The following is a 25,831-nucleotide window of genomic DNA, read 5'->3' on the forward strand; positions in this document are numbered from 1 at the left end:
CTGCGCGGCGCCGCCCCCGCCGGGCCGCGGGAGTGCTGGATCGCCCGTGCCCCCGTGCCCCTCCGGTCGCCGCGCCCGCTCGGTCAGAGGAGGGCGAACTGGCCGCCCGGTCCCTCCTCCTGGTGGTCCAGCACCGAGGCCGGCCGCCGGCTCCATGCCGGCGGCGGCAGCACCCCGGCCGCCCGCAGCTCCGCGGCCGGCAGGCTGGGGCCGGGCTCGAACGCCGCACGCTCCGGGGCCAGTTCCGCCAGCAGGGCCAGCGTGGTCACCAGTGCGAGAAGCTCCGAGGTCCAGCTCTGCGGCCATGCGGCGGGGCCCAGCGCGGCGAGCCCCGCCGCCTCCGGGCCGCGGTGCGCGCCGCGCGCGGCGAACCAGCTCTCCAGCACGCGCACGCCCTGCACCTCGTACTCCCACGCCCCGGCCGGCACCGGGGAGACCGTCCCGCTCCCGAGCGTCAGGGTCTCGGTCTCCGCGTCGTACGCGAGCCCGCCCGGCCACCCCCCGACCGCCGAGCGGACGTACGGACGGCGCCCGCCGGGCAGCCGCGGCGCCTCCCCGCCGCGCGCCCCGCGCAGCCGGACGGTGAGCAGCCGGTGCCCCAGCTCCAGTCCGGCCCGCCACCGCCCGGAATCGGCGGCGAGCGGGACCTCGTACCCGCGCGGACCGGGCCGGCCGGCCGCCAGGATCCAGCACAGCACGTCCTCCGGCGTCACCCAGCCGCCGTGGCGCTCGCCCAGCAGCGGCAGCAGGCCGGGGGCGAGGTTCGGCTCGGCTCCGCCCGGGCGCCGGTGCAGGGGGCGGATCCGGCCGAGGCGGCCGGCCGGGAGGTGCGCGGTGGCCAGCAGCTCGGCGGACTCGACGAGGAACAGCTGGTGCTCGTCGAGGACCCGCCACAGCTCCGGGCGGGCGGTGTCGATCAGCCGCTGGTCGGGCAGGAGCCACTGCTCGTCGAAGGGTCCGAGCAGCACCCGTACGGGATCGGGGCAGGGGCCGGGAGCGTCGGCGAACCGGGCCGTGCCCGCCGAGCGCTGCCCGGGCAGCGCGGCCGCCGACGCGGTGGGCGTACGGCTGCGGCTCGGGCGGAACAGCCGGTCCCGCTCGGCCCCCTCGGCGCCCGCCAGGACGGACCATCGGGTGCGCAGGGCCGCCGGATCGGGGGAGGCCACCCAGTCCCGGCCGAGGCGCAGGCCGCCCACGGCCCAGGGCATCAGATCGTCCAGCAGCGGGTCCGGTCCCGGCTGCGGTGTGTCAGCGCTCACGCCGCCGATGGTAGCGACGGGCTCCGGTGCCCGGGCCGCGTCCAGGCCGAGGGGCTACGCTGCATAGGTATGGATACGTACGGTATCGACCGAGGAGACGGTCATGAGCCAGTACGACGAATACTCGACTCCGTCCCAGGCCGAGGGTGAACGCCTCGACGAGGACATGGACGAGACCCAGCGCAAGCAGCTCCACCCCCAGACCCTGCGGACGACGCCGTCCCAGGCGGAGGGAGAGCGCACCGCCGACGACGAGAAGAAGTGAACCGGGCGCAGCGGGGTGGCGCCCCCGTCCGCGGGGACGGGGGCGCCGCTCAGTGCGCGTCGACCGTCACCGTGAAGGAGAACCGGTCGCCCCGGTACCGGATCCGCGCCACGTCGACCACCCGGCCGTCCTCGTCGTAGGTCACGCCCGTGTAGTGCAGGATCGGGCTCAGCAGCGGCACCTGGAGCAGTTCGGCCGTCTCCGGGTCGGCGAGCCGGGCCTCCACGGTGTCCGTGATCCGGCTGATGCGCACCCCCACGACGTCCCGCAGCACCTTCGTCATCGGCCAGCGTTCCAGGTCGGCGAGGTCGACGGCCCCGGCGAACTCCGGCAGGACCGCGTTCTCCGCCCAGTTGGTCGGCTCGCCGCTCTCCCGGTCGCGCCGCAGACGCCTGTACGTGACCACCTCGGGCGTGCCGGGGAAGTGCTCCAGCAGCTCCCCGGCCACGGGGGTGCGCCCGTGGCCGAGGACCGTCGTGCTGTCGCCCGACTGCTGGGCCACGATCGCGTCGACCGAGCCCAGCAGCCGGACCGGTGTGCTGCGCAGCGCGCCCGGCTCGATGAAGGTGCCGCGCCGCCGGTGCCGGCTGATCAGGCCCTCCCCCTCCAGCTCCTTGAGCGCCTGCCGCATGGTCAGCACGCTCACCCCGTAGTGCTCGGCGAGCTGCTCCTCGGTGGGCAGGCGCAGCGAGGAGTCCGGCGTCCGCCCCAATATCGAGGCGCGCAGTGACTGCGAGACCTGATACCAGAGCGGCAGCTTCCGGTTCAGTACCAGCGAGTCGGGGGCGAAGGCGGTCACGGGTGGATCTCCGAACGGCTGGACGGTGCTGACGTGCGCGTGCGGCGCATGCAGGGTACGCAGTACGGGTCAGGCGCGGAAGTGGCGCTGCAGACCCTGCCACACGTCGTCGTAACCGCGCTGGAGGTGGTCCGCGCCGGCCGCCTGCGCGGTGGCGGTGATCGGCCAGCGGGTCTCGAACATGAAGGCCAGGCCGTCGTCGATCTTCTGCGGCTTCAGGTCGGCCGCGCTCGCCCGGTCGAAGGTCTCGTGGTCGGGGCCGTGCGCGGACATCATGTTGTGGAGCGAGCCGCCGCCGGGGACGAAGCCCTCGGCCTTGGCGTCGTAGGCGCCCTCGATGAGGCCCATGTACTCGCTCATGACGTTGCGGTGGAAGTAGGGCGGGCGGAAGGTGTCCTCGCCGACCAGCCAGCGCGGCGCGAAGACCACGAAGTCCACGCCTGCCAGGCCCGGGGTGTCCGAGGGCGAGGTCAGGACGGTGAAGATCGACGGGTCCGGGTGGTCGTAGCTGATCGTGCCCAGGACGTTGAAACGGCGCAGGTCGTAGACGTACGGGACGTGCGTGCCGTACCAGGCGACCACGTCGAGCGGCGAGTGGCCGTAGGTGGCCGACCAGAGGTTCCCGCAGAACTTGTTGATCACCTCGGTGGGGCGCTCGACGTCCTCGTACGCGGCCACCGGGGCCCGGAAGTCCCGTGCCGCGGCGAGGCCGTTGGCGCCGATCGGGCCGAGGTCGGGCAGGACGAAGGGCTGGCCGTAGTTCTCGCAGACGTAGCCGCGGGCGTCGGCGTCCAGCAGCTCGACGCGGAAGCGGACGCCGCGCGGGACGAGAGCCACCTCGCCCGGACGGGCGCTGAGCAGGCCCAGCTCGGTGCGCAGGAGCAGGCCGCCGCGCTCGGGGACGATCAGCAGCTCGCCGTCGGAGTCGCTGAACACCCGGTCGGTCATGTCGGCGTTGGCGGCGTAGAGGTGGACGGCCATACCGGTGCGCTGGGTCGCGTCGCCGTTGCCGCCGAGGGTCCACAGGCCGGCCAGGAAGTCGGTGCCGGGGGCCGGGTCGGGCAGCGGGTTCCAGCGCAGCCGGTTCGGGTCCGCGGGCGCGTCGGTGAAGGGCGCGGTGCGCAGGGCCCCGTTGTCGATCCGGGTGAACGGCGGGTGGGCGGCCGAGGGGCGGATCCGGTAGAGCCAGGAGCGGCGGTTGTGGTTGCGGGGCTCGGTGAAGGCGCTGCCGCTGAGCTGCTCGGCGTAGAGGCCGAGGGGGGCGCGCTGGGGGGAGTTGCGGCCGAGCGGCAGTGCGCCGGGGACGGCCTCGGAGCTGTGCTCGTTGCCGAAGCCGGTGAGGTACTCCAGTGCCTCGGCCGTCTTCCGGGCCTGCTCGCCTCCGGCCCGCGCGCTGTCGGCCTGCTCGCTCATGTGCTGCTCCCGCTCCGTCGAAGGAATCCTATGGCTGACAGTAGGATTCCGCGGCCCGCGCGTCAACGGCACGCTTCGGCCCTTCACCGGCGAGGGCGAGGGGCGTGGGGGAGGAACCGGCAGGATCCGGGAGGAAGGCCTGCGGGGCGGCCGGGCGGGGAAGCGGATTCGCTCCCGGGGGGATCCCAAAAGATGAACATTGCTCTACTCTCACGCGCATGTCGTGGACCCGCAGGTTCCCTGCCGTGCCGGCGGCGCTCCTCGCCGCCCTCCTCGCCCTCCTGTCCCTCTTCGCCGCCGCGCCCGACGCGCGCGCCCACGAAGAGCGCCCGGTCACCTTCCCGGACGGCTCCGGATCCGTCCCGGAGTACCGCAAGGCCGACCCCGACCTGATCGTCTGCAAGACGGACCGGCCCGCCTTCGAACGCCGGATATCCGCCTTCCCCGAGGACCTCAGGGCCCGCAACCTCGCCCTGTACGAGCGGTGCGAGAAGAGCGGCTACCGCCACCTCCAGGAAGCAGTCGACGCCGTCGACCGGCCCGGGATGAACATCGCGATCCTCCCCGGCCTCTACGAGGAGGAGCCCTCGCTGCCCCGGCCGACGGGGGAGTGCGCCGCGCTCAAGGCGCCCGACTCCGCGCTCGGCTACCAGATCCTGTCGTACGAACAGCAGGCCCAGTGCCGGCACAACCAGAACCTCGTCGCGATCCTCGGCAAGAAGAACCTGCAGATCGAGGGCACCGGAGCATCACGGCTCGACGTGGTGATCGACGCCAAGTACCAGAAGCTCAACGCCATCCGCGCCGACAAGTCCGACGGCGTCTACTTCCGCAACTTCACCGCCCAGCGCACCACCTTCAACTCGCTGTACGTCCTCGCCGCCGACGGCTTCGTCATCGACGACGTGCTGACCCGCTGGAACGACGAGTACGGCTTCCTGACCTTCGCCAGCGACCACGGCCTCTACAAGAACTGCGAGTCCTACGGCAACGGCGACTCCGGCATCTACCCCGGCAGCGCGTCCAACATCAACGACGGCCGCGGCTACGACGTCCCCCGCTACTCCATCGAGATCACCGGCTGCCGCAGCCACCACAACATGGTCGGCTACTCCGGCACCGCGGGTGACTCGGTGTGGGTGCACGACAACGAGTTCGACCACAACATGGGCGGCGCCTCGATGGACAGCGCCTTCCCCGGACACCCCGGACTCCCGCAGAACCACGCGAAGTTCCAGCGGAACCTGATCCACGACAACAACCAGGACTACTACCGCCACGTCGCCGACGGCACCTGCGCCAAGCCCCCGATCGAGCGCGGCTACGAGCGCGGCGTCGTGTGCCCCCAGATCTCCATGCCGCCCGGCACCGGCATCATCACCGCCGGCGGCAACTGGAACCTCTACGAGGACAACTGGGTCTACGGTCACCGGCGCGCCGGCTTCTTCCTCAGCGCCGTCCCCGCCTTCATCCGGGGCGAGGAGGCCTGGTCGAAGCAGACCGACACCTCCCACCACAACCGGTACGCCGGCAACGTGCTCGGCAAGGACAAGTCCGGCGCCTCCCGCCCCAACGGCATGGACGTCTGGTGGGACGGGCAGGGCCGCGGCAACTGCTGGCAGGACGGCCCCGACGGCTCCACCCCGGGCACGGTCCCGCGGTGCGGCGAGCAGCGGGGCGCGGTCTCGGGGGCGTCGGCCCGCCTGGTCGGCGAACCCGTCAAGCTGGTCCAGTTGCTCGTCTGCGCGGACTACAACGTGCAGGCGCGCAAACTCCCGGCCGGCTGCGACTGGTACGGCGCGCGCGGCCTGGAGCGCGTCGAGACCCAGCTCGCCCTGGCCGTCGCCGCCGTGCTGCTCCTCGTCGGCGGGGTCCTGTGGTGGCGCCGCCTGCGGGGCTCCCGCCTGGGCACGGCCGCCGCACTGGCCGGGCTGGCGGGCCTGGCCCTGGACGTGGCCGGCTCCACCATGACCCTGACCGCGACCTTCGTCCCGGCGCTCGCGCTCCTGCTGCTCGGCCTGTGGTGGACCGGAGCGGGCCTGGCCCTGCGCCCCACCCGCCCCTGGCTGGCCCGTCTGACCCTGTTGCTGGCCGGCCTGACCCTGCTGGACGCCTTCGACAAGGCGGTCCTGATGATCCCGTGGACCCCGGTGAGCCCCGCCTGGGTGCGGGCCCTGGTGGCCGTGGTCTGGATCCTGTGGGCGGTCGTGGCCTCGGCCCGCCCGACCACCACGCCCGAAGCCGACGGCCCACCTCCGCCCCCCGCCCCGGCTGCTACCCCGCACGCGCCCGAGCCGCCCGCATCCACCGAGCCCGCTGCGACCCCGAACGCGCCCCGGGCGGAAGCGGCGACCGAGCCGGCCGACCCCGGTGCGACCCCGCACGCGCCCCGGGCAGCAGCAGCCACCGAGCCGGCCGACCCCGGTGCGACGTCGGCCAGCGCCCAGGTGACCGAAGCCGCCGACGGGACGCGGGTGCCCAAGGCCGCCGGAGGCACGGCGTGACCGCCAGGCTCGGCGACCGGGTCGGGTGCGAGGCCGGAGGTGCGCCGCGCCGCTCGCCCTGCGCGGCGGTGCCCCGCCGGACCGCCCGCAGGGTGGCTCTGCTCGCTCTCGCCCTGCTCCTCGCAGGCGGCGCGGCAACGGGCTGCGGTGGGCGGGCCACCACCCACCACAAGCCCGGCACCAGCCACGAGCAGGCCTCCGGCAGCGTCGGCACCCTCCTCCCCGCGACCGACGCCGCCGGCCACCGGCTCCGCGAGGTGCCGGCCGAGGGCGCACCGGAAGTGCAGCCGGCCCTCCGCCCGGACTCCGAGGACGGCTGGAACCTCCAACTGAGCGTGAAGAACTTCCGCTTCACCCCCGACAGCACCGGCGGCGCCGCCCTCCCCGGCGCCGGCCACGCCCATCTGGAACTCGACGGACGCAAGATCGCCCGCCTGTACGGCCCCTGGTTCCACCTGCCCGCGGCCCAGGTCCCCGAGGGCGCGCACACCCTGACCGTCCGCCTCTACGCGGACGACCACACCGCCTGGGCCGTGGCGGGCAAGGCCGTCGAGGGCGCGGCACAGCTCACCGCTCCCGCGCCGGGCCAGTCCGGGGGCCACGGCCACGGCGACCCCCGGCCCGCCCAGTCACCGACGCCGACGCCGGCGCCGACGCCGGGACAGGAACAGGCGGACCGCACGGTCACGATCACCGTCCGGGACGGCAAGGTCAGCCCCGCCCCGGCCCGCACCGAGCTGCGGCGCGGCGAACGCGTCGCCCTGCGCGTCACCAGCGACCGCGCGGACACCCTGCACGTCCACGGCTACGACAAGGAACTCGCCCTGCCCGCAGACCAGGAGGCCACCCTGGTCCTGACGGCGGACCGCACGGGCCTCTTCGAGGTCGAGACCCACGAGTCCGACCTCGTCCTGACCCAACTCCTCGTCCGATGACCGCTCCCGACCCCCGCAACGGGCCCCGTCACATGACGGCCCCCGCGCAGTCGCGGGTACCGTCCGTGTCGCCGTCCCGTACCGCCGATTCCGCCCCGCACCCCACGACCGGGCCCGGCCGGTGGGGCCGCCGATGGGGCAAACCCGGCCTCAGCTTCCGGCCCAGGTCCGCACTCCGGCCCAGGTCCGTGTGCGGGCCGAGGTCCGTGTTCGGGCCCAGGCCGGGACCCGGACAACGGACCGTACCGGCGTCCGCGCACGCCGCAGGCGGCGCCGGCCGGCCATCCCCGGGCGGGCCAACGCCCGGGTCGTCCGGTCGCCGATCCGACGGAGGCGGCCCGCGCAGCACGGCGGCACGGTGGTGAGCGCGGTCCCGCCCGGCCCGGGGGGCCTCCCCGTCGCGGGCGGCGGCGGCAACGGCCAGGGCGTGGTCCTTCACCCGGCCGAACCGTTCACCGCACTCGCGCACGGAATCGGCTCCCAGCACGATCTGCCGATCTCTCCCTTCTACGCGTTCGCCGGAGCCTTCGCGGCGCTGTTCGTCTCCTTCCTCGCGCTCGGCCTGCTCTGGTCCACCTCCCGCTTCCGCGGAGAGCAGTCGGGCCTCGTCCTGCCCGCCGCCCTCCAGCGGGTGGCCGACGCGCCGGCCACCCGAACCACCCTGCGCGGGCTGGGGCTCGCCGCCGCGCTCTTCGTCCTGCTCCACCTCCTCCTCGGTCCCGACGACCCCGCCCACAACCCCGCTCCCGGCGCCGTCTACGTCCTCCTCTGGGTCGGACTCGTGCCCGCCTCCCTCCTCCTCGGCCCCGTATGGCGCCTGCTCAACCCACTGCGCACCCTGCACCGCCTGCTGTCCCGGGCCCTGCGCCGCCCGGCCACCGGCCACCACCCCCTCCCCGCCCGGCTGGGACTGTGGCCCGCCGCCGCCGGACTGCTCGCCTTCACCTGGCTCGAACTCGTCTCTCCCGATCCCGCGTCCACCACCCCCCTCCTGATCGCGATCACCACCTACGCCACCGCTCACCTGCTGCTCGCCGCCCGCTACGGCGAGAGCTGGTTCGCCGGCGGAGACGCCTTCGAGGCGTACTCCGCACTCTTCGCCCGTCTCTCCCCCCTCGGCCGCCGCAGCGACGGCCGGCTCGTCCTGCGCAACCCCTTCCACGGACTCGACGCGACGCCCGAGCGGCCCGGACTCGTCGCCACCGTCTGCGTCCTCCTCGGATCCACCGCCTACGACGGCTTCTCCGACAACCCCTCCTGGATCAATACCCTTCAGACCTCCCCCCTCGGCCGCACACCCGCGGCCACACTCGGACTGCTCGGCTCCGTCGCCCTCGTCGCCACCCTCTACTGCCTGTGCGCCGCGGCCACCCGCCTGGTCAGCGGCCCGCACCCCGGCCCGCTGACCGCCTTCGCGCACTCACTCGTCCCCATCGCCCTCGGCTATCTCATCGCCCACTACTTCTCCCTCCTGGTAGTCGAAGGACCACGCACAGTAAGCATGGCACTCGGCACTGACAACGCCCCCGAACCCGCTCCACCCCTGGGCCCCGGCCGACTCGCCGCCCTCCAGGTCATCGCCGTCGTCACCGGTCACGTCCTCGGCGTGGTCGCCGCCCACGACCGTTCCGTCCGCCTCTTCCCGCCCGCCAGAGCCGTGGCCGGGCAGCTGCCGCTGCTCGCGCTGATGATCACGTACACGATCGGCGGCCTCAGTCTGCTGCTGAACTGAGGCCCCCGCCCGACCCGGAAGCGACGAGCGGCATGATGGACCCCGTGCCTCCCGCCCACTCCCTGCGCCGTACGCCGATCCAGCAGCGCAGTGCCGACCGGCTCGCCCGGATCCTCGACGCCTGCGCCGAACTGCTCGACGAGACCGGGTACGAGAACCTGAGCACCCGCGCCGTCGCCCAGCGCGCCGGTGTGCCGATCGGCTCCGTCTACCGCTTCTTCGGCAACAAGCGGGCCATGGCCATCGCCCTCGCGCACCGCAACCTGGACCGCTACGCCGACGGCATCGCTGACCGCCTCGCCGGGTTGCCCGCCACCGACTGGCGCCCGGTGGTGGACGCCGTCCTGGACGAGTACCTGGCGATGAAGCGCGGCGTGCCCGGCTTCGCGCTCGTCGACTTCGGCGTGCCCGCCCCACCGGCCGACGACCCGGAGGGCGATCCGAACCACCAGGTCGCCGCCCGCCTGACCGAACTGCTCTCCGCGCACCTCGGCCTCACCCCCGACGCCACGCTGGAGCGCGCGGTCCTCGTCGCGGTCGAGGCCACCGACGCGCTGATCCAACTGGCCTTCCGGACCGACCCGGCCGGTGACCCCGGCATCGTCGCCGAGACCCGCGCGATGATGCGGGCCTACCTGGCCCGCGTACTGGACTGAGCCGTAGCCCGTAGCCCGTAGCCCGTAGCCCGTAGCCCGTAGCCCGTAGCCCGTACTCGTCCCGGGCGCCGCCCTGCCTCCGCCTCCGCCTCCGCGCGGGGGGAGCCGCCCTCCGTCCGTGCCGTCGTCGCGCACTCCCTCGCCACCGTGCCTACCGGTCGGTATGCTCGGGGCTCCCCGCATGCCCGTGCCGCCTGCCGCCGCCCTGGAGGGCCCATGCCCCGCACCGCCCTGCGCATCTGCCCCCTCTGCGAAGCCACCTGCGGCCTCACCCTCACCATCGAGGGCTCCACCGTCACGGGCGCCCGCGGCGACCGCGACGACGTCTTCAGCCGCGGCTTCATCTGCCCCAAGGGCGCCGCCTTCGGGCAGATCGACGCCGACCCCGACCGCCTGCGCACCCCCCTCGTCCGCCGTGACGGCAGGCTGCGGGAGGCCACCTGGGAGGAGGCCTACGACGCCATCGCCGCCGCCGTGCCCGACCTGGTCGGGGAGTACGGGCCCGAGTCCGTCGGCGTGGTCCTCGGCAACCCGAACGTGCACACCATGGCCGGCGCGCTCTACCCGCCGCTCCTCCTCAAGGCCCTCGGCACCCGCAACCTCTTCACCGCCAGCACGCTCGACCAGATGCCCAAGCACGTCTCCAGCGGGTTCCTCTTCGGCGACCCCCTGGCCATCCCGGTCCCCGATCTCGACCGGACGGACTTCCTGCTGCTCCTGGGCGCCAACCCGGTCGAGTCCAACGGCTCCCTCTGCACGGCCCCCGACTTCCCCGGGCGGCTCAAGGCCCTGCGCGCCCGCGGCGGCACCCTCGTCGTCGTCGACCCGCGCCGCACCCGCACGGCCGCCCTCGCCGACCGGCACCTCGCGCCGCGGCCCGGCAGCGACGTGCTCCTGCTCGCCGCCCTCGCGCACACCCTGATCGCGGAACGGCTCACCGCCCCGGGCAGGCTGGAGGAACACGTCGAAGGACTCGGGGAACTCGGCGCCGCCCTCGGGAGTTTCACTCCTGAGACCGTCGCACCCGCCTGCGACCTCACGGCCCATGAGATCCGCCGCCTCGCCCGCGACCTCGCCGCCGCACCCACCGCCGCCGTCTACGGGCGGATCGGCAGCTGCACCGTCGAACACGGCACGCTCGCCAGCTGGCTCGTCGACGTGCTCAACATCCTCACCGGCAACCTCGACCGGCCTGGCGGAGCCCTCTTCCCGCTCTCCGCCACCGACCGCGCACCCCGGCCGGCCGGCCCCGGCAAGGGCTTCACGGTCGGCCGCTGGCACAGCCGGGTCAGCGGCCACCCCGAAGCCAAGAGCGAACTGCCCATCGCGGCACTGGCCGAGGAGATCGAGACGCCGGGGGAGGGGCGGATCCGCACCCTCATCGCCATCGCCGCCAACCCCGTCCTCTCGGCACCCGACGGCGACCGTCTCGACCGGGCGCTGGCCGGCCTCGACTTCATGGTCTCGGTCGACCCGTACCTGAACGAGACCTCCCGCCACGCCCACGTCGTGCTGCCCCCACCGCCGCCCGCGCAGAGCGCGCACTTCGACTTCGCCTTCAACGCCTTCGCCGTACGCAACCAGGTCCGCTACTCGCCGCCCGCCGTCCCCCTGGAGGAGGGGCGAATGGACGAGTGCGAGATCCACGCGCGTCTCATCCTCGCCCTGTCGGGGCTGCACGGAGCCCCGCCGGAGGCCGTCGACGAGCGCGTCATCGGCGACACCCTCGCCCGGGCCGTCACCGATGCCCACGCGCCGCTGTACGGCGCCGACCCCTCCGTACAGGCCCGCCGGCTGACGGGTCGCACCGGCCCGGAGCGACGACTGGACCTGATGCTGCGCCTCGGACCGTACGACCTCGGCCTCGACGACCTGCTGAAGGCACCACACGGCATCGACCTGGGCCCGCTGCGGCCCCGGCTCCCCGAGGTGCTCAAGACGCGCAGTGGCAGGATCGAGCTGCTCCCGGACCCGATAGCGGCCGAACTCCCCGCGCTGCGCGCGACGCTCGCCGAACGCCCCGCCGCCCTGGTGCTCGTGGGCCGCCGCCACCTGCGGTCCAACAACAGCTGGTTGCACAACGTCCCGGCCCTCACCGGAGGTTCCAACCGCTGCACCCTCCACGTCCACCCGCAGGACGCGGCCCGGCTCGGTCTCACCGACGGGGGACGGGCCAGGATCGCCGCCGACGGAGGCAGCCTGGAAGTCCCCGTCGAGGTCACCGACGCCGTCCGCACCGGGGTGGTGAGCCTCCCGCACGGCTGGGGCCACGACCGCGCCGGAGCCCGCCTCGGCGTGGCCTCCGCCGCGCCCGGAGCCAATGTCAACCAGCTCCTCGACGGCACCCGCATGGACCGGCTCTCCGGCACGGCCGTGCTCAACGCCTTCCCCGTCGAGCTGACACCCCTGCCCTGAGCTGGGGTTTTGCTCGTATTGCTCACGCGTCGACGTCTTGTTGGGGCCTGGAGGCGGCACCTACCTTCCCCCCATGCTGACCTTCCTCGGCTTCGCCATGATCGCGACCTTCCTGGTCCTGATCATGATGAAGAAAATGTCGCCCATCGCGGCGCTCGTCCTCATCCCCGCACTGTTCTGCGTCTTCGCAGGAAAGGGCGCCCACCTCGGCGACTACGTCATCGAAGGCGTCGGCAAGCTCGCACCGACCGCCGCCATGCTGATGTTCGCCATCGTCTACTTCGGCCTGATGATCGACGTCGGCCTCTTCGACCCGATCGTCCGGGGCATCCTGCGCTTCTGCAAGGCCGACCCGGTGCGCGTCGTGGTCGGCACGGCGGTCCTCGCCGCGATCGTCTCTCTCGACGGCGACGGATCGACCACCTTCATGATCACGGTCTCGGCCATGTACCCGCTCTACAAGCGGCTCGGCCTCAGTCTCGTCGTCATGACGGGTGTCGCGGCCACCGCCAACGGCGTGATGAACACCCTGCCCTGGGGCGGCCCCACCGCCCGCGCCGCGACCGCCCTCAAGCTCGACGCCGCCGACATCTTCGTCCCGATGATCCCGGCCCTCGCGATGGGCCTGCTCTTCGTGTTCGCGCTGGCGTACTTCCTCGGCCTGCGGGAACGCCGCCGCGTCGGGGTGCTGGTGCTCCCGGGCCGGAAGCCCGCCGAGACCGCCGAGACCGCCGAGGACGCCGAGGCCGTCGGGGAGGACCTGGTCGGGGTCACCGCCGGAGGCGCCGACGACGCAGCCGCCGCATCCACCGCCTCCGCCGCGTCCACCGTGGTCTCGGCCGCGTCCACCGGGCCGGCGCCCGCCCCCGCCGCGGCTGCCGCCCCCGCCCCCGGCCCGGGTGCCGGGTCCGAGGGCGCCGACGGTGCGGGGGAGGGGTTCCAGGGGCTCGACCCCCGGCGGCCCACCCTGCGCCCGCGCCTCTATTGGTTCAACGCCGGTCTCACCGTCGCCCTCCTCGCCGCGATGATCACGGAGTTGCTGCCGATCCCGGTGCTGTTCCTGCTCGGCGCCGCCCTCGCCCTCACGGTCAACTTCCCGCACATGCCCGACCAGAAGGCCCGGATCGCCGCCCACGCCGACAACGTCCTGAACGTCGCCGGCATGGTCTTCGCCGCGGCCGTCTTCACCGGGGTCCTCACCGGCACCGGCATGGTCAAGCACATGGCCGACTGGCTGGTCGGCGCCATCCCCGAGGGCATGGGCCCGCACATGGCACTGGTCACCGGTGTGCTCAGCCTGCCGCTCACCTACTTCATGTCCAACGACGGCTTCTACTTCGGCGTCCTGCCCGTCCTCGCCGAGGCCGGCGCCGCCCACGGCGTCTCCCCGCTCGAGATCGCCCGCGCCTCCCTCGTCGGCCAGGCGCTGCACATGTCGAGCCCACTGGTTCCGGCCGTGTACGTACTCGTGGGCATGGCCAGGGTCGAGTTCGGCGACCACACCCGCTTCACCGTGAAGTGGGCGGCCCTCACCTCCCTCGTCGTCCTCGCGGCAGGGATGGTTTTCGGCATCATCTGACGCCCGCGGCCCCTGGCCGAAGAAAACTACCGCCGCTAGTTTGTAGGGTGGCGGGGAGGTCGGATCCACGCGTTCGCGCGCACTCGGGAGGAATGCCATGAAGGCCCAGGACGGGATGTACATCGACGGCGCCTGGCGCCCCGCCGTCGGAACCGGCCGGATCGATGTCGTCAATCCCGCCGACGGCCAGGTCATCGCCCAGGTTCCTGCCGGTACGGAAGAGGACGTGGACGCGGCCGTACGCGCGGCCCGCGCGGCCCTGCCCGGCTGGGCCGCCACGCCGCCCGCCGAACGGGCCGGGCTGATCGGAGCGCTCCGCGACGCCCTGCAGGCCCGCAAGGGCGAGCTGACGGAGACCGTCACCGCCGAACTCGGCGCCCCGCTCGGCTTCGCCAAGGCCGTCCACGTCGGCTCGTCGGTCGCCGTGGTCTCCTCGTACGTGGAGCTGGCCGCCTCGTACGCCTTCGAGGAGCGCATCGGGAACTCCACCGTCCTCATGGAGCCGGTCGGTGTCGTCGGAGCCATCACGCCCTGGAACTACCCGCTGTACCAAGTCGTTGCCAAGGTGGCACCCGCTCTCGCCGCCGGCTGCACCCTCGTCCTCAAGCCGGCGGAGGACACCCCGCTGACCGCGCAGCTCTTCGCCGAAGCCGTGCACGAGGCAGGGATCCCGGCCGGAGTCTTCAACCTGGTGACCGGCACCGGCCCGGTCGCGGGACAGGCCCTGGCCGCCCACGAGGGAGTCGACTTCGTCTCCTTCACCGGTTCGACCGCCGTCGGCAAGCAGGTCGGTGCCACGGCCGGCGCAGCCGTCAAGCGCGTCGCCCTCGAACTGGGCGGCAAGTCGGCGAACGTCATCCTGCCCGGCGCCGACCTCCCCAAGGCCGTCGCCGCGGGCGTCGGCCACGTCATGAACAACACCGGCCAGAGCTGCAACGCACTCACCCGGATGCTCGTCCACCGGGACCAGTACGACGAGGCCGTCCGGCTCGCGGTCGCCGCCGTCGCCGACCACCCCACCGGCGACCCGCGTACGCCGGGCACCCGCGTCGGCCCCGTCGTCAACGCCAAGCAGCACGAGCGCGTCCGCGGCTTCATCGCGAAGGGCGTGGAGGAGGGCGCGCGCCTGGTCGCCGGAGGCCCGGACGCGCCGCACGAGCACGGGTACTTCGTCGCCCCGACCGTGTTCGCCGACGTAACCTCCGACATGACCATCGCCCAGGAGGAGATCTTCGGCCCGGTGCTGTCGATCCTCGCCTACGAGGACGAGGAGGAGGCCCTGCGCATCGCCAACGGCACCGTCTACGGCCTCGGCGGCGCCGTCTGGGCCGCGGACGAGGAGACGGCCGCGGCCTTCGCACGCCGCATGGACACCGGCCAGGTGGACATCAACGGCGGCCGCTACAACATCCTCGCGCCCTTCGGCGGCCACAAGCAGTCGGGTGTCGGCCGCGAGCTGGGCCCCCACGGCCTGGCGGAGTACCTCCAGACCAAGTCCCTGCAGTTCTGAACCGCAGAACCGCCCGAGCCGCAGAACCGGCCTAACCCGCCGGCCCGCCGAGCCGGCCCGCCCCCGCACCGGAAAGTCGAGACGACGCCCATGGTCCGTGCCGCCATCCTGCCCGCCGTCGGAGCACCGCTGGAGATCAGGGAGATCGTGCTGCCCGATCCCGGCCCGGGGCAGGTCCGCGTCAGGCTGGCCGCGGCCGGCGTCTGTCACTCCGACCTCTCCCTCACCAACGGAACCATGCGGGTTCCCGTCCCCGCCGTCCTCGGCCACGAGGGCGCGGGCACGGTCCTCGCCGTCGGGGAAGGCGTCAGCCACGTCGCGCCCGGGGACGGCGTGGTGCTCAACTGGGCCCCGTCCTGCGGGACGTGCCACCACTGCACCATGGGTGAGGTCTGGCTCTGCGCGACGGCGCTCGCCGGGGTCGGGAACGTATACGCGCACGACGCGCGGGGCACGGCACTGCACCCCGGTCTGAACGTGGCCGCGTTCGCCGAGGAGACCGTCGTCGCGGCCGACTGCGTGCTGCCCGCACCCGCCGGGATCCCGCTCGCCGAGGCCGCCCTGCTCGGCTGCGCCGTCCTCACCGGCTACGGGGCCGTCCACCACAGCGCCCAGGTCCGCCCGGGCGAGTCGGTGGCCGTCTTCGGCGTCGGCGGGGTCGGCCTGGCCGCGCTCCAGGCCGCCCGGATCGCCCAGGCGGGCCCGGTCATCGCCGTCGACGTCTCACCGGCCAAGGAGGAACTGGCCCGCGCGGCCGGGGCCACGGAGTTCGTGCTCCCCTCGGACACCACCGCCAAGCAGGTCCGCGCGCTGACCGGCGGGCACGGCGCGGACGTCGCCGTCGAGTGCGTCGGCCGCGCCGACACCATCCGCGGCGCCTGGGACTCGACCCGCCGCGGCGGCCGCACCACGGTCGTCGGCATCGGCGGCAAGGAACAGCAGGTCACCTTCCACGCCCTGGAGATCTTCCACTTCGCCCGCACCCTCACCGGCTGCGTCTACGGCAACAGCGACCCCGCCCGCGACCTGCCGGTGATCGCCGAGCACGTCCGCACGGGCCGCCTCGACCTGGGCGCCCTCGTCACCGACCGCATCACCCTCGACGACATTCCGGCCGCGTTCGACGCCATGCTGGCGGGCAAGGGCGGCCGTTCCCTCGTCGTCTTCGGTTAGGCGGTGCCCGGCGGATCACCCCCTGGGGGTGCCCGACGGATCAGGCGGGCCGCTCCCCGCGCCGCAGCGCCTCGTACTGCAGGGCCAAGCCGTCCAGGAGTGCCTCCAGGCCCGTCTCGAAGGCGCCCTCGTCCACCTCGTGCTGGCGCTCCGCCAGCAGGTGGGCCTGGCCCAGGTGCGGGTAGTCGGCCGGGTCGTAGGCCGCGCGGTCGTCCACGAAACCCCGGGCGAAGGACCCCACCGCCGAGCCCAGGATGAAGTACCGCATGAGCGCGCCGATCCGGGTCGCCTGCGCCGCCGGCCACCCCGCCTGCGTCATCGCGCCGAACACCGCGTCCGCCAGCCGGAGCCCGGCCGGGCGGCGTCCCGGCCCGCGGGCCAGTACCGGCACGATGTTGGGATGGTCCGCGAGGGCGTCCCGGTAGGAGTGCGCCCACGCGTGCAGGGCGGCCCGCCAGTCCTGCGCGCCGTCGAACATCGACAAGTCGACTCGTGAACTCACCGCGTCCGCCACCGCGTCCAGGATCTCGTCCTTGGTGCGGAAGTGGTTGTAGAGCGAGGGTCCGCTGACACCGAGCGCGGCCGCCAGCCGCCGGGTCGACACCGCTTCCAGCCCCTCCGCGTCGACCAGCACCCCGGCCGCCTCGACGATCCGGTCCCGGCTGAGAAGGGGCTTGCGCGGTCTGGCCATGCGCCACATAGTAGGGCCTGCCCGCGAAAAACTACCGGTGCTAGTTAAATCGGCGCCGGCCCCCCGCCACCGCCCCCGGAGGAGGTCCCGGTGAATCTGGAGCCGAGCGAGGAGCAGAGCGCCGTACGACGGCTCGCCCGCGCGTTCGCCGAGCGCGAGATCGTCCCGTACGCCGCCGAGTGGGACCGGGCCGAGAGGGTCGACCGGGCCATCGTGAAGAAGCTGGGCGCGCTCGGCTTCCTCGGTCTCACCGTGCCCGAGGAGTACGGGGGCTCCGGCGGCGACCACCTCGCCTACGTCCTGGTCACCGAGGAACTCGGCCGCGCCGACTCCGCCGTGCGCGGGATCGTCTCCGTCTCCCTCGGCCTGGTCGCCAAGACCATCGCCGCCTGGGGGACCGAGGAGCAGAAGCGCGCCTGGCTGCCCCGCCTGTGCTCCGGCGACGCGCTCGGCTGCTTCGGGCTGACCGAACCCGGCACCGGCTCCGACGCCGCGAACCTCACCACCCGGGCCGTGCGCGACGGGGACGCATACGTCCTCCACGGCACCAAGATGTTCATCAGCAACGGCACCTGGGCCGACGTCGTACTGCTCTTCGCCCGCACCGGCGAGGAGCCGGGCCACCGCGGGATATCCGCCTTCCTGGTCCCCGCCGACGCCGCCGGCCTGACGCGCCGCGAGGTCCACGGCAAGCTCGGCCTGCGCGGCCAGGCCACCGCCGAACTCGTCCTCGACGGCGTGCGCGTGCCCGTCTCCGCGATGCTCGGTCCGGAGGGCAAGGGCTTCTCGGTGGCCATGTCCGCCCTCGCCAAGGGCCGCATGTCGGTTGCCGCCGGCTGCGTCGGCATCGCCCAGGCCGCCCTGGACGCCGCCGTCTCCTACGCCGCCCAGCGCGAGCAGTTCGGCCGGCCGATCGCCCACCACCAGCTGGTCCAGGAGCTGATCGCCGACATCGCGGTCGACGTGGACGCGGCCCGGCTGCTGACCTGGCGCGTCGCGGACCTCATCGACCGCGGCCGGCCCTTCGCCACCGAGTCCTCCACCGCCAAGCTCTTCGCCTCCGAGGCCGCCGTGCGCGCCGCGGGCAACGCCCTGCAAGTCCACGGTGGTTACGGGTACATCGACGAGTACCCGACCGGGAAGCTGCTGCGCGACGCCCGCGTGGCGACCCTGTACGAGGGCACCAGTCAGATCCAGAAGCTCCTCATCGGCCGCGCCCTCACCGGGGTCTCCGCCTTCTAGCCGCCCCCGCCCCCGCCCCGGCCTCGGCCCCCCGCCCCGGCCCGCACCCCCCGCCCCGGCCCGCACCCCCGGGCGGCCCACCGGCTGAGTACCCGTATGAGTACGCGTGCGGATGTGCCCGCCCCCGCCGCGGCCCGATGCTCGACGCATGAACGAGACACCGGTCAAGCAGCAGAGCACGGGGGCGTACTACGGACAGGCCGTCGCCTCCTTCGCCATCGCCCTCACCGCCGTAGCCGTGGGGATCTACCGCCTGGAGGCAGACGGCTGGGTCCGCGCCTTCCTCGGCATCGGGGTCCTCTACCTCACCACCTCCGCCTTCACCCTCGCCAAGGTGATCCGCGACCGCCAGGAGGTCACGCAGATCGTCAGCCGGGTGGATCAGGCCAGAATGGAGAAGATCATGGCCGAGTACGACCCGTTCGCGCCGAAGTAGCCCCACGACCGGACCCCGCGGCCCGAGAACGCTAAGCGCTTGCTCACCCGCCCTGTAGGGTGTTCCTTCCCGAACGGTGAAACGGTGAAGAGGTGAGTGAGCGATGGACAGCGCGGAGGACACGGTCGACGGCTACCGGCCGTGGTCCGAGGTCACCCCGGACGCCGCACGGCGGCTGCTCGTCGCCGCCGTCGACGCCTTCGCCGAGCGCGGCTACCACGCCACCACCACCCGCGACATCGCGGGCCGCGCCGGCATGAGCCCGGCCGCGCTCTACATCCACTACAAGACCAAGGAAGAGCTGCTCCACCGGATCAGCCGGATCGGGCACGACAAGGCCCTCGACATCCTCACCACCGCCGCCGACGGCGCCGGCAGCGCCGCCGACCGCCTCGACGCCGCCGTACGGTCCTTCGTGCGGTGGCACGCCGCGCACCACACCACCGCGCGCGTGGTCCAGTACGAGCTGGACGCCCTCGCCCCCGAGCACCGCTCCGAGATCGTGACGCTGCGCCGGCAGAGCGACGCCGCCGTGCGCCGCATCCTCGCCGACGGTGTGGCGGCCGGGGAGTTCGACGTCCCCGACGTGCCGGGCACGACCCTCGCGGTCCTGTCGCTGTGCATCGACGTCGCCCGCTGGTTCAGCGCCGCCGGACGGCGCACGCCCGACGAGGTCGGCGCGCTCTACGCCGACCTCGTGCTCCGCATGGTGGGCGCGCGGCCGCGCCCGACGGCGTAGCGGCCCTCAGAAGTAGTAGCGGGACACCGACTCCGCCACGCACACCGGCTTCTCGCCGCCCTCGCGTTCCACCGTCACCGTGGCCGTGACCTGTACGCCACCGCCCGCCTCCGCGACCTCCGTGATCACCGCGGTGGCGCGCAGCCGCGAACCGACCGGCACCGTCGCCGGGAAACGGACCTTGTTCGTCCCGTAGTTGAGGCCCATGCGCATGCCCTCCACCCGCATGACCTGCGGCACCAGGCTGGGCAGCAGTGACAGCGTCAGGTAGCCGTGCGCGATGGTGGAGCCGAAGGGTCCGGTCGCCGCGCGCTCCGGGTCCACGTGGATCCACTGGTGGTCGCCGGTGGCGTCCGCGAAGAGGTCGATCCGCTTCTGGTCCACCTCCAGCCACCCGCTCGGACCGAGCGGTTCGCCGATACCGGCGTGCAGTTCCTCGGCGGACGTGAAGACCCTCGGCTCTGCCATGCCTGTTCCTGTCTCTCGCGGACCACTGACTGACGGGCGAATAAGCGCTTGCTCAGCATGCTGGGACCGCATGTGGATGTCAACGGACCTCCGACTACCCTCGGCCGGGTGCCGCAGATTCCCGAGAAAGTCCACGAGCTCACCGTCGGCCAACTGTCCGCCCGTAGCGGCGCGGCGGTCTCCGCGCTCCACTTCTACGAGGCCAAGGGCCTGATCAGCAGCCGCCGTACGGCCGGCAACCAGCGCCGCTACACCCGTGACGCGCTGCGGCGCGTGGCCTTCGTCCGCGCGGCCCAGCGCGTGGGCATCCCCCTCGCCAGCATCCGTGAGGCGCTGGCCCAGCTCCCCGAGGAGCGCACCCCCAACCGGGAGGACTGGGCCCGGCTGTCCGAGGCCTGGCGCACCGAACTCGACGAACGGATCGGCCGGCTCGCCCGGCTGCGCGACCACCTCACGGACTGCATCGGCTGCGGCTGCCTCTCGATGGAGACCTGCGCGCTGTCCAACCCGGACGACGTCTTCGGCGAACGCCTCACCGGTTCCCGTCTCTGAGGCTCTCCGAGGGGCCGGTCCAGCCCCTCAGTTCGTGCGGCGGCCCGTCCCGCAGTTCCCCCAGCTCCCGCGCCGCCGTGACCAGTTCGGCGTTCGAGCGCGCCGGCCGCCCGTCCGGCAGGTGCAGTACGTCCCCCACGCCGGTCCGCGCGGCCGTGCCGCACCGGCCGGCCAGGCGGAGCGCCGGCCAGGAGGCCCCGTCCCGCCCGAACAGCAGCACCGCCCCGGGCGGCAGCCCGCGCAGACCGGCGGGCAGCGCCTCCCCGGGACCGGACCCGCGCCGCCCGGACTGCAGTGCTCCCCGGGGCCCGGTTCCGCGCGCCTCGGGCGGCACCGCCGCGACCTCCGCCACCACCCGGACCCGCCCCCCGCCGTCCGCGCCGCCGTCCAGGGCGTGCCCCGGCCCGCCCGGACCCCGTACCAGCCAGACCCGCAGCCGCTCCAGCGCCCTCGGCCCGGCCGGGCTGTCGAGCGGCACCAGCGCGTCCACCGCGACCCCGCGCTCCAGCAGGTCCCGCGCCAGTTCGGCCGCCCCCGGCTCCGCGAAGTGCACCACCGCCCGTTCCGGCAGCACCGTCCAGGCCCGCACCCGGGCCCGCCGCTCCACCGGATCCGGCTCCGCGCCGATGCTCGCCGGCACCGCCAGCGGTACGCCCACCCCCGCGCCCCGCAGCACCTCCAGTGCCGGCCCGACCACCCGGGGCGAGAGGCTCTCCCGCCCGCACGGGGTCCGCGGGTGCACCAGTACCTCGTCCGCCCCGGCGGCGACCGCCCGGACCGCCGCCTGCGCGAGGTCCTCCGGGGACATCGGCACGGCAGGCCCGTCCGCGGCACTGCGCGAGCCGTTCAGCGACACCACCAACGCCGAACGGCCCGCGCGGCTCACGCCGCGCCCGCCGCGGGGAAGTCCGCCAGGGCCGGTCTCGGCACCACGATCCCGCAGCCCGCGCACACCGGCCCGTCCCACGCGAGCGCCCCCGCCCACGGGCCCACCGGAGCCACCTCCGGCCAGCGCAGCTCCGGGTCCCCGCAGACCGGGCAGCCCGTACCCGGCTCCGACTCCAGCGCCCGGACCAGCCGCCGCAGCACCTCGCCCAGCGCCCCCTCCGGCCGCACCCCCGGGTCGGCGCAGCGCACCACCGCGTCCCCGCTGCCGCCCCACGCCCACTCCGGGCGACGCAGCCCGTGGTGCTTCTCCCTGCGGCGCCGTTCCGCGAACTGGCGCTCGTAGTCCAGCCAGACCGTCCGCGCGTCCTCCAGCTCCTCCAGCGCCGCCACCAGCCGCAGCGGGTCGGCCCCCCGGTCCTCGGGGGCGATCCCGTGCCGGTCGCACAGGTGCCACCACGTGGCCCGGTGCCCGTAGGGCGCGAACCGTTCCAGGCAGCGGCGCAGCGAGTGGCGCCGCAGCGCCCGGTCATTGCGCGCGTCGCGCACCTGATGGGCCAGACTCCGGAATCCCGCCATCACACCATCACCTCCGCCGATGTGCCCAACATGCCCGGTCGGGTGCGGGCGCATGCGGGGGCGGACGAGGCGTGCCGGTGGCACATGGCCGGAAGTCAGCGCCCCATGCGCCCCGCGGCCACCACCACGCGGGCGAGTTCCTCGTGGCAGATGTCGCTGTGCGCCCCCGAGGGAGCGCCGCCGCGCCGCACCACGGAGCCCGCGTCCACGCTGACGCAACCGGCCGCGGGCACCCCGTCGCGCAGGGCGTCGTCCAGGCTCAGTCGCGGCGCTCCCGGCACCGCCCGGACCCCGTCGTGCCCGATCGCGCCCCACCGTTCGTCGAAGCCGAGCAGACCGGCCGAATCACCCGCCATGCGGGAAGCCAGCGGGTAGAAGACCTTGAGGGCCGAGTCGTGCGGGGAGTGGCAGGCCACCAGCGGCCCGTCCACCTTCCGGTGGAGGCCGCGCAGGGCTCCGCCGCGCCCCTTGTCGTGCGGCAGCCGGTCGGCGAAGGCGTAGTGCGAGAAGGCCCCCTGGAGCAGGGTCACGGACCGCACGTACCGGGCGCCGTCCGGGACCGCGCGCAGCGAGAAGGACACCACCCGCGCCCCGAAGCTGTGCCCGATCAGGTGGAAGCGCAGCGCAGGACGGCCCGCCGCCAGCTCCGCCAGCACCGGGCCCAGTCCCCGCTCGCCGACCACACCCGCCCGCTTCTTCATCTTGTAGTACGCGGCTTGTCGGAGCAGTTCCTTGGCGCCGCCCCACAGTCCCCGCAGGCCCCCGCCGACCGTGAGCCCGGGTCCTCCGGTGCCGGCGGCCGCCGCCCCGGCCCTCGCCAGGGCGAGGGAGAGGGCCCGGCAGACCTCCAGCACGTCCTCCGTGAAGATCGCGGGCACCGCCGGCGCGGCGAGCGCGTGCACCGCGTCCACCCCGGCCAGCTCCCGTACGAGGGCGCCGAACTCGATGAAGGCGGCCGCCGACTCCGGCTGCTCCGCCAGCAGTTCCGCCAGCCGGTCCAGCTCCGCGCGCCGCCCCGGCCAGAACGCCCCGAGAGCCTCCCGGGTCAGGGGGTCGAGCGAGCAGCCGTGGCCCGCTTCCGGCAGGGCGCCGGGCGCCTCGAAGTCGGGTATCGGCTCGTCGGAGAACCGCATCGAGGGCCACACCACACCCACGTACCCCAGCCGCACCCCCGGCCCCACCAGCGTGGGGAAGGGCGCGAAGAACCGGTCGTAGAGCCGGACCGCCGTGGACCGGTCGCTGTTCCAGCCGTGCGCGAAGACGAGCAGGTCCGTGGCCTCCATCTGGGCCACCGCTCCCTGTGAGGCGCGGTCCACGTCCCCCTCGGAGTCGAAGGTCAGCTCCGCGTACGGCGCCACCCCGATCCCGCTCCCGTTTCCCGCCCCGGTCCCCTTCACCGTCGCGGCTCCCGCCCCGAAGCCGAACCCGCCAACGACGTCCGCCATGACGTCCCCCTTCACGCCGTGCCTCCGGTCCGGTCAGCATCCTGCTGCCGCGCCCGCCCGGCCAGCCCCCCGGCGCCACCTTGACGACAGGACCTAGGTGTGTTGTCCGGGCAGGTTGGTGACGCGGCTGGCTGGTGTTTGGCCTGCGATCCCGGTGTGGGGTCGGTGGTAGTTGTACCAGTGCAGCCAGTCGGTGAAGGCTTCCATCCGCTCACGGTCTGAGGTGTAGGGCCGCTGGTAGGCCCATTCCTCGAGCAGGGTGCGGTGGAAGCGTTCGACCTTGCCGTTGGTCTGTGGCCGCCAGGGCCTGGTCCAGCGGGGCTGGATGCCCAGGTCACGGCAGGTCTGGCGCCAGGTGTTCCGGCTGTAGGCCCAGGCGTTGTCGGTCAGGACCCGCTCGACGCGGATGCCCAGGGACGCGAAGTGCGCGGTGGCCCGGGCCAGGAAGCCGGCGCAGGTCGGGGCGGTCTCGTCGGGCAGGTCCTCGGTGTAGGCGATCCGGCTGTGGTCGTCGAGCGCGGTGTGGAGGTAGGCGTATCCGGCGCCGTTGCGGCGGTCCTTGTTCGGGCTGCCGGCGGCCCGGCCCAGGACCTTGTGGCCCCCGCCGTCGGGGATCCGTCCGAGTTTCTTGACGTCGATGTGGACCAGTTCGCCGGGTCGGGCGCGTTCGTAGCGGCGGACGGGTTCGCCGGTGGCCCGGTCCAGGGCGGCAAGGGGCGGCTGGCCGTGCCGGGTGAGGATGCGGTGGGCGGTCGAGGCCGCGATGCGGCATCGGACGGCCAGCCGCAGCGGGCCGATGCGGTGTTCCCGGCGGAGGCGGAGCACTTCCGTCTCGATCTCGGCAGAGGTCCTTCGTGGCTGGTGGTGGGGGCGGCTGGAGCGGTCACTCATTCCGGCGATGCCGAGCTGCCGGTAGCGGCCGGCCCAGCGGGCCGCGGTGGTGTGGCTGACCTGGAAGCGTTCCGCGGCCCGCCGCAGGGGCCAGCCGTCGTCCACGACACAGCGGGCCAGGCGAAGACGTCCGGTCTCGGTCAGCGGGGCATTACGGTGGACCACGAGGGCCTCCTGTCTCCGGTGCAGATGTCGCAATCCACACCGAACCCGGAGGCCCTCACCCATTTCAAGAACCCAGCACGCGTGTCACCAACGTCCCGGGACAACACACCTAGGCGTACAGCAGGTACTGCGCGCGCACCGCCTCGAAGCGCGCCAGCCCCGCCGCCCAGTCGCCCGCGACCTCCTCCACCCCGGCGCCCGCGTCCACGAGCGTGCGCACCCGGTCCGAGCCCGTCAGCCTGTCGATCCAGTGGTCCGCGCGCCAGCCGAAGCCGCTCCACGCCCGGCGGGCGGTGACCAGCAGCCCGATGCCGGCGCGTACCGGGTCGAAGGCCTCCCGGTCGTGCACGATCAGCCGGACCCCTCCGCACGCCCTCCCCACGTGCTTGGAGAAGGTCGGCGTGAAGTACGCCTCCCGGAACCACACCCCGGGCAGTCCCAGCCCGTTCGCCGCCTCCGCCCAGCGCCGGTCGATCCCCTCCGCCCCCAGCACCTCGAAGGGGGTCGTCGTCCCGCGCCCCTCGGAGAGGTTCGTCCCCTCGAACAGGCAGGTGCCGGCGTACGCCAGGGCCGTGTCGGGCGTGGGCATGTTCGGGCTCGGCGGCACCCACGGGAGCCCGGTCTCCCCGAAGAACGACCCGCGCCGCCACCCGGACATCGCCACCGTGGTCAGCCGGACCGGCGCTGCTCCCAGGAACTCGCCGTTGAAGAGCCGGGCCAGCTCGGCCGCCGTCATCCCGTGCGCCAGCGCGATCGGTTCCCGGCCGACGAAGCTCGCGTACGGCCGCTCCAGCACCGGCCCCGCGGCCCGCCGGCCGCCCACCGGGTTCGGCCGGTCCAGGACCACCACCGCCTTGCCGGCGAGGGCGGCCGCGCGCATGCAGTCGTAGAGCGTCCAGATGTAGGTGTAGAAGCGCGCTCCGACGTCCTGGATGTCGAAGACGACCGTGTCGATCCCGGCCGCCGTGAACACGTCGGCGAGCCGCTGCCCGCTCTTGTCGTACGTGTCGTACACGGGCAGCCCGGTCGCCGGGTCCCGCGAGGCCCCCTCGGAGTCCCCGGCCTGGGCCGTCCCGCGGAAGCCGTGCTCGGGACCGAACACCGCGACGAGGTCGACCCGTTCGTCCGCGTGCAGGACGTCCACGAGATGGCGGGCGTCGGAGGTGATCCCGGTCGGGTTGGTGACCACCCCCACCTTCTGGCCGGCCAGGACGGCGTACCCGTCCGCCGCGAGCCGCTCGAAGCCGGTGCGCACCCGGCCGGCCGGCCGCGGCCCGCCGGCCCCCGCCGCACCTGCGGATCCGACGACAGCGGCAGCTCCCGCGGAGCCGACGGCCGCCGCAGCCCCGGCGCTACCCGCCGCGCCCAGGGCGCCCACCGCGCCCGCCGATCCGACGACCCCCGCCAGCCCCAGCACCCCGCGTCGCGACAACGTCATCCGGACACGCTAAGCACCGCGCCCCTTTCGCCCCGACATACCGACTGGTTAGTCTGCCCG

Annotated in this window: 23 protein-coding genes; 13 read left to right on the forward strand and 10 right to left on the reverse strand. The window is 73.9% G+C overall.

What is annotated here, in order from left to right; genetic code table 11:
• Positions 1-83: 83 nt before the first annotated feature.
• Positions 84-1,208, reverse strand: coding sequence for a type ISP restriction/modification enzyme (locus AC2RP6_RS30050; protein WP_486450501.1), 1,125 nt, complete (start codon positions 1,206-1,208; stop codon positions 84-86).
• A 154-nt stretch (positions 1,209-1,362) separates the two neighbouring features.
• On the opposite strand from AC2RP6_RS30050, the gene AC2RP6_RS30055 reads away from it, so the two are divergent.
• Positions 1,363-1,524: a hypothetical protein gene (locus AC2RP6_RS30055; protein ID WP_486449018.1), complete on the forward strand. Its 162-nt coding sequence runs from the start codon at positions 1,363-1,365 to the stop codon at positions 1,522-1,524.
• A 49-nt stretch (positions 1,525-1,573) separates the two neighbouring features.
• Here AC2RP6_RS30055 and AC2RP6_RS30060 read toward each other — a convergent pair whose 3' ends face one another.
• Both AC2RP6_RS30060 and hmgA read right to left on the reverse strand, forming a co-directional pair.
• Positions 1,574-2,323 (reverse strand): GntR family transcriptional regulator, encoded by a 750-nt coding sequence (locus AC2RP6_RS30060; RefSeq protein WP_486449019.1) that lies wholly within the window; start codon positions 2,321-2,323, stop codon positions 1,574-1,576.
• Positions 2,324-2,392: 69 nt separating this feature from the next.
• The gene (hmgA, locus tag AC2RP6_RS30065) at positions 2,393-3,736 is read right to left on the reverse strand and encodes a homogentisate 1,2-dioxygenase (RefSeq protein WP_486449020.1); all 1,344 of its coding nucleotides are present in this window, start codon (positions 3,734-3,736) and stop codon (positions 2,393-2,395) included.
• Between the two features lie 218 nt (positions 3,737-3,954).
• On the opposite strand from hmgA, the gene AC2RP6_RS30070 reads away from it, so the two are divergent.
• The 8 genes from AC2RP6_RS30070 (at position 3,955) to AC2RP6_RS30105 (ending at position 16,240) form a co-directional block, all read left to right on the forward strand.
• On the forward strand, positions 3,955-6,240 hold the full coding sequence (locus AC2RP6_RS30070; RefSeq protein ID WP_486449021.1) for a right-handed parallel beta-helix repeat-containing protein: 2,286 nt from the start codon (positions 3,955-3,957) through the stop codon (positions 6,238-6,240).
• 68 nt (positions 6,241-6,308) lie between these two features.
• The gene (locus AC2RP6_RS30075) at positions 6,309-7,175 is read left to right on the forward strand and encodes a cupredoxin domain-containing protein (protein WP_486450502.1); all 867 of its coding nucleotides are present in this window, start codon (positions 6,309-6,311) and stop codon (positions 7,173-7,175) included.
• Positions 7,176-7,602: 427 nt separating this feature from the next.
• Positions 7,603-8,907 (forward strand): hypothetical protein, encoded by a 1,305-nt coding sequence (locus AC2RP6_RS30080; protein WP_486450503.1) that lies wholly within the window; start codon positions 7,603-7,605, stop codon positions 8,905-8,907.
• Positions 8,908-8,942: 35 nt separating this feature from the next.
• A complete protein-coding gene (locus AC2RP6_RS30085; protein WP_486450504.1) occupies positions 8,943-9,563 on the forward strand; it encodes a TetR/AcrR family transcriptional regulator in 621 nt (206 codons plus the stop codon).
• 216 nt (positions 9,564-9,779) lie between these two features.
• The gene (locus tag AC2RP6_RS30090) at positions 9,780-11,978 is read left to right on the forward strand and encodes a molybdopterin-dependent oxidoreductase (protein ID WP_486449022.1); all 2,199 of its coding nucleotides are present in this window, start codon (positions 9,780-9,782) and stop codon (positions 11,976-11,978) included.
• Between the two features lie 73 nt (positions 11,979-12,051).
• Positions 12,052-13,557: a CitMHS family transporter gene (locus AC2RP6_RS30095; RefSeq protein WP_486449023.1), complete on the forward strand. Its 1,506-nt coding sequence runs from the start codon at positions 12,052-12,054 to the stop codon at positions 13,555-13,557.
• A 97-nt stretch (positions 13,558-13,654) separates the two neighbouring features.
• Positions 13,655-15,067 (forward strand): aldehyde dehydrogenase family protein, encoded by a 1,413-nt coding sequence (locus AC2RP6_RS30100; RefSeq protein ID WP_486449024.1) that lies wholly within the window; start codon positions 13,655-13,657, stop codon positions 15,065-15,067.
• A 90-nt stretch (positions 15,068-15,157) separates the two neighbouring features.
• Entirely contained in the window at positions 15,158-16,240 is a 1,083-nt protein-coding gene (locus AC2RP6_RS30105) for a Zn-dependent alcohol dehydrogenase (RefSeq protein WP_486449025.1), read from the forward strand.
• Between the two features lie 40 nt (positions 16,241-16,280).
• Here AC2RP6_RS30105 and AC2RP6_RS30110 read toward each other — a convergent pair whose 3' ends face one another.
• Positions 16,281-16,931 carry a TetR/AcrR family transcriptional regulator gene (locus AC2RP6_RS30110; RefSeq protein WP_486449026.1) on the reverse strand — a complete coding sequence of 217 codons (651 nt, stop codon included), beginning with the start codon at positions 16,929-16,931 and terminating at the stop codon, positions 16,281-16,283.
• 90 nt (positions 16,932-17,021) lie between these two features.
• On the opposite strand from AC2RP6_RS30110, the gene AC2RP6_RS30115 reads away from it, so the two are divergent.
• From AC2RP6_RS30115 to AC2RP6_RS30125, 3 genes are all read left to right on the forward strand, one after another.
• Positions 17,022-18,173, forward strand: coding sequence for an acyl-CoA dehydrogenase family protein (locus AC2RP6_RS30115; protein ID WP_486449027.1), 1,152 nt, complete (start codon positions 17,022-17,024; stop codon positions 18,171-18,173).
• Positions 18,174-18,321: 148 nt separating this feature from the next.
• Positions 18,322-18,609, forward strand: a complete 288-nt coding sequence (locus AC2RP6_RS30120) for a YiaA/YiaB family inner membrane protein (protein ID WP_486449028.1) — start codon at positions 18,322-18,324, stop codon at positions 18,607-18,609.
• Between the two features lie 103 nt (positions 18,610-18,712).
• On the forward strand, positions 18,713-19,348 hold the full coding sequence (locus AC2RP6_RS30125) for a TetR/AcrR family transcriptional regulator (protein ID WP_486449029.1): 636 nt from the start codon (positions 18,713-18,715) through the stop codon (positions 19,346-19,348).
• 6 nt (positions 19,349-19,354) lie between these two features.
• Here AC2RP6_RS30125 and AC2RP6_RS30130 read toward each other — a convergent pair whose 3' ends face one another.
• Complete coding sequence (locus tag AC2RP6_RS30130; RefSeq protein WP_030901938.1) at positions 19,355-19,816, reverse strand: MaoC family dehydratase; 462 nt, start codon at positions 19,814-19,816, stop codon at positions 19,355-19,357.
• A 108-nt stretch (positions 19,817-19,924) separates the two neighbouring features.
• On the opposite strand from AC2RP6_RS30130, the gene soxR reads away from it, so the two are divergent.
• Positions 19,925-20,368, forward strand: a complete 444-nt coding sequence (gene soxR / locus AC2RP6_RS30135) for a redox-sensitive transcriptional activator SoxR (protein WP_486449030.1) — start codon at positions 19,925-19,927, stop codon at positions 20,366-20,368.
• On the opposite strand, the gene AC2RP6_RS30140 is transcribed toward soxR, so the two are convergent.
• The 5 genes from AC2RP6_RS30140 to AC2RP6_RS30160 all read right to left on the reverse strand — a co-directional run bounded on the left by AC2RP6_RS30140 (position 20,349) and on the right by AC2RP6_RS30160 (position 25,771).
• Positions 20,349-21,176 (reverse strand): 3-keto-5-aminohexanoate cleavage protein, encoded by an 828-nt coding sequence (locus AC2RP6_RS30140; protein WP_486450505.1) that lies wholly within the window; start codon positions 21,174-21,176, stop codon positions 20,349-20,351. The two genes, soxR and AC2RP6_RS30140, sit on opposite strands and share 20 nt — an antisense overlap.
• Positions 21,177-21,250: 74 nt before the next feature.
• Entirely contained in the window at positions 21,251-21,832 is a 582-nt protein-coding gene (locus tag AC2RP6_RS30145) for a hypothetical protein (RefSeq protein ID WP_486449031.1), read from the reverse strand.
• Between the two features lie 95 nt (positions 21,833-21,927).
• Positions 21,928-23,277, reverse strand: a complete 1,350-nt coding sequence (locus AC2RP6_RS30150) for a serine-threonine protein kinase (RefSeq protein ID WP_486449032.1) — start codon at positions 23,275-23,277, stop codon at positions 21,928-21,930.
• A 93-nt stretch (positions 23,278-23,370) separates the two neighbouring features.
• Complete coding sequence (locus AC2RP6_RS30155; RefSeq protein WP_486449033.1) at positions 23,371-24,333, reverse strand: IS481 family transposase; 963 nt, start codon at positions 24,331-24,333, stop codon at positions 23,371-23,373.
• Between the two features lie 109 nt (positions 24,334-24,442).
• A complete protein-coding gene (locus AC2RP6_RS30160) occupies positions 24,443-25,771 on the reverse strand; it encodes an exo-beta-N-acetylmuramidase NamZ family protein (RefSeq protein ID WP_486449034.1) in 1,329 nt (442 codons plus the stop codon).
• Positions 25,772-25,831 lie beyond the last annotated feature (60 nt).

The organism is Streptomyces sp. WAC03905 (assembly GCF_057371075.1).

Coding starts and splice junctions, on each gene's coding strand:
- AC2RP6_RS30050 (WP_486450501.1), bottom strand. CDS start 1,208: ATGCCCTGGGCCGTGGGCGGCCTGCGCCTCGGCCGGGACTGGGTGGCC.
- AC2RP6_RS30055 (WP_486449018.1), top strand. CDS start 1,363: ATGAGCCAGTACGACGAATACTCGACTCCGTCCCAGGCCGAGGGTGAA.
- hmgA (WP_486449020.1), bottom strand. CDS start 3,736: ATGAGCGAGCAGGCCGACAGCGCGCGGGCCGGAGGCGAGCAGGCCCGG.
- AC2RP6_RS30070 (WP_486449021.1), top strand. CDS start 3,955: ATGTCGTGGACCCGCAGGTTCCCTGCCGTGCCGGCGGCGCTCCTCGCC.
- AC2RP6_RS30085 (WP_486450504.1), top strand. CDS start 8,943: ATGGACCCCGTGCCTCCCGCCCACTCCCTGCGCCGTACGCCGATCCAG.
- AC2RP6_RS30090 (WP_486449022.1), top strand. CDS start 9,780: ATGCCCCGCACCGCCCTGCGCATCTGCCCCCTCTGCGAAGCCACCTGC.
- AC2RP6_RS30095 (WP_486449023.1), top strand. CDS start 12,052: ATGCTGACCTTCCTCGGCTTCGCCATGATCGCGACCTTCCTGGTCCTG.
- AC2RP6_RS30100 (WP_486449024.1), top strand. CDS start 13,655: ATGAAGGCCCAGGACGGGATGTACATCGACGGCGCCTGGCGCCCCGCC.
- AC2RP6_RS30105 (WP_486449025.1), top strand. CDS start 15,158: ATGGTCCGTGCCGCCATCCTGCCCGCCGTCGGAGCACCGCTGGAGATC.
- AC2RP6_RS30110 (WP_486449026.1), bottom strand. CDS start 16,931: ATGGCCAGACCGCGCAAGCCCCTTCTCAGCCGGGACCGGATCGTCGAG.
- AC2RP6_RS30120 (WP_486449028.1), top strand. CDS start 18,322: ATGAACGAGACACCGGTCAAGCAGCAGAGCACGGGGGCGTACTACGGA.
- AC2RP6_RS30125 (WP_486449029.1), top strand. CDS start 18,713: ATGGACAGCGCGGAGGACACGGTCGACGGCTACCGGCCGTGGTCCGAG.
- AC2RP6_RS30130 (WP_030901938.1), bottom strand. CDS start 19,816: ATGGCAGAGCCGAGGGTCTTCACGTCCGCCGAGGAACTGCACGCCGGT.
- AC2RP6_RS30140 (WP_486450505.1), bottom strand. CDS start 21,176: ATGTCCCCGGAGGACCTCGCGCAGGCGGCGGTCCGGGCGGTCGCCGCC.
- AC2RP6_RS30145 (WP_486449031.1), bottom strand. CDS start 21,832: ATGGCGGGATTCCGGAGTCTGGCCCATCAGGTGCGCGACGCGCGCAAT.
- AC2RP6_RS30150 (WP_486449032.1), bottom strand. CDS start 23,277: ATGGCGGACGTCGTTGGCGGGTTCGGCTTCGGGGCGGGAGCCGCGACG.
- AC2RP6_RS30160 (WP_486449034.1), bottom strand. CDS start 25,771: ATGACGTTGTCGCGACGCGGGGTGCTGGGGCTGGCGGGGGTCGTCGGA.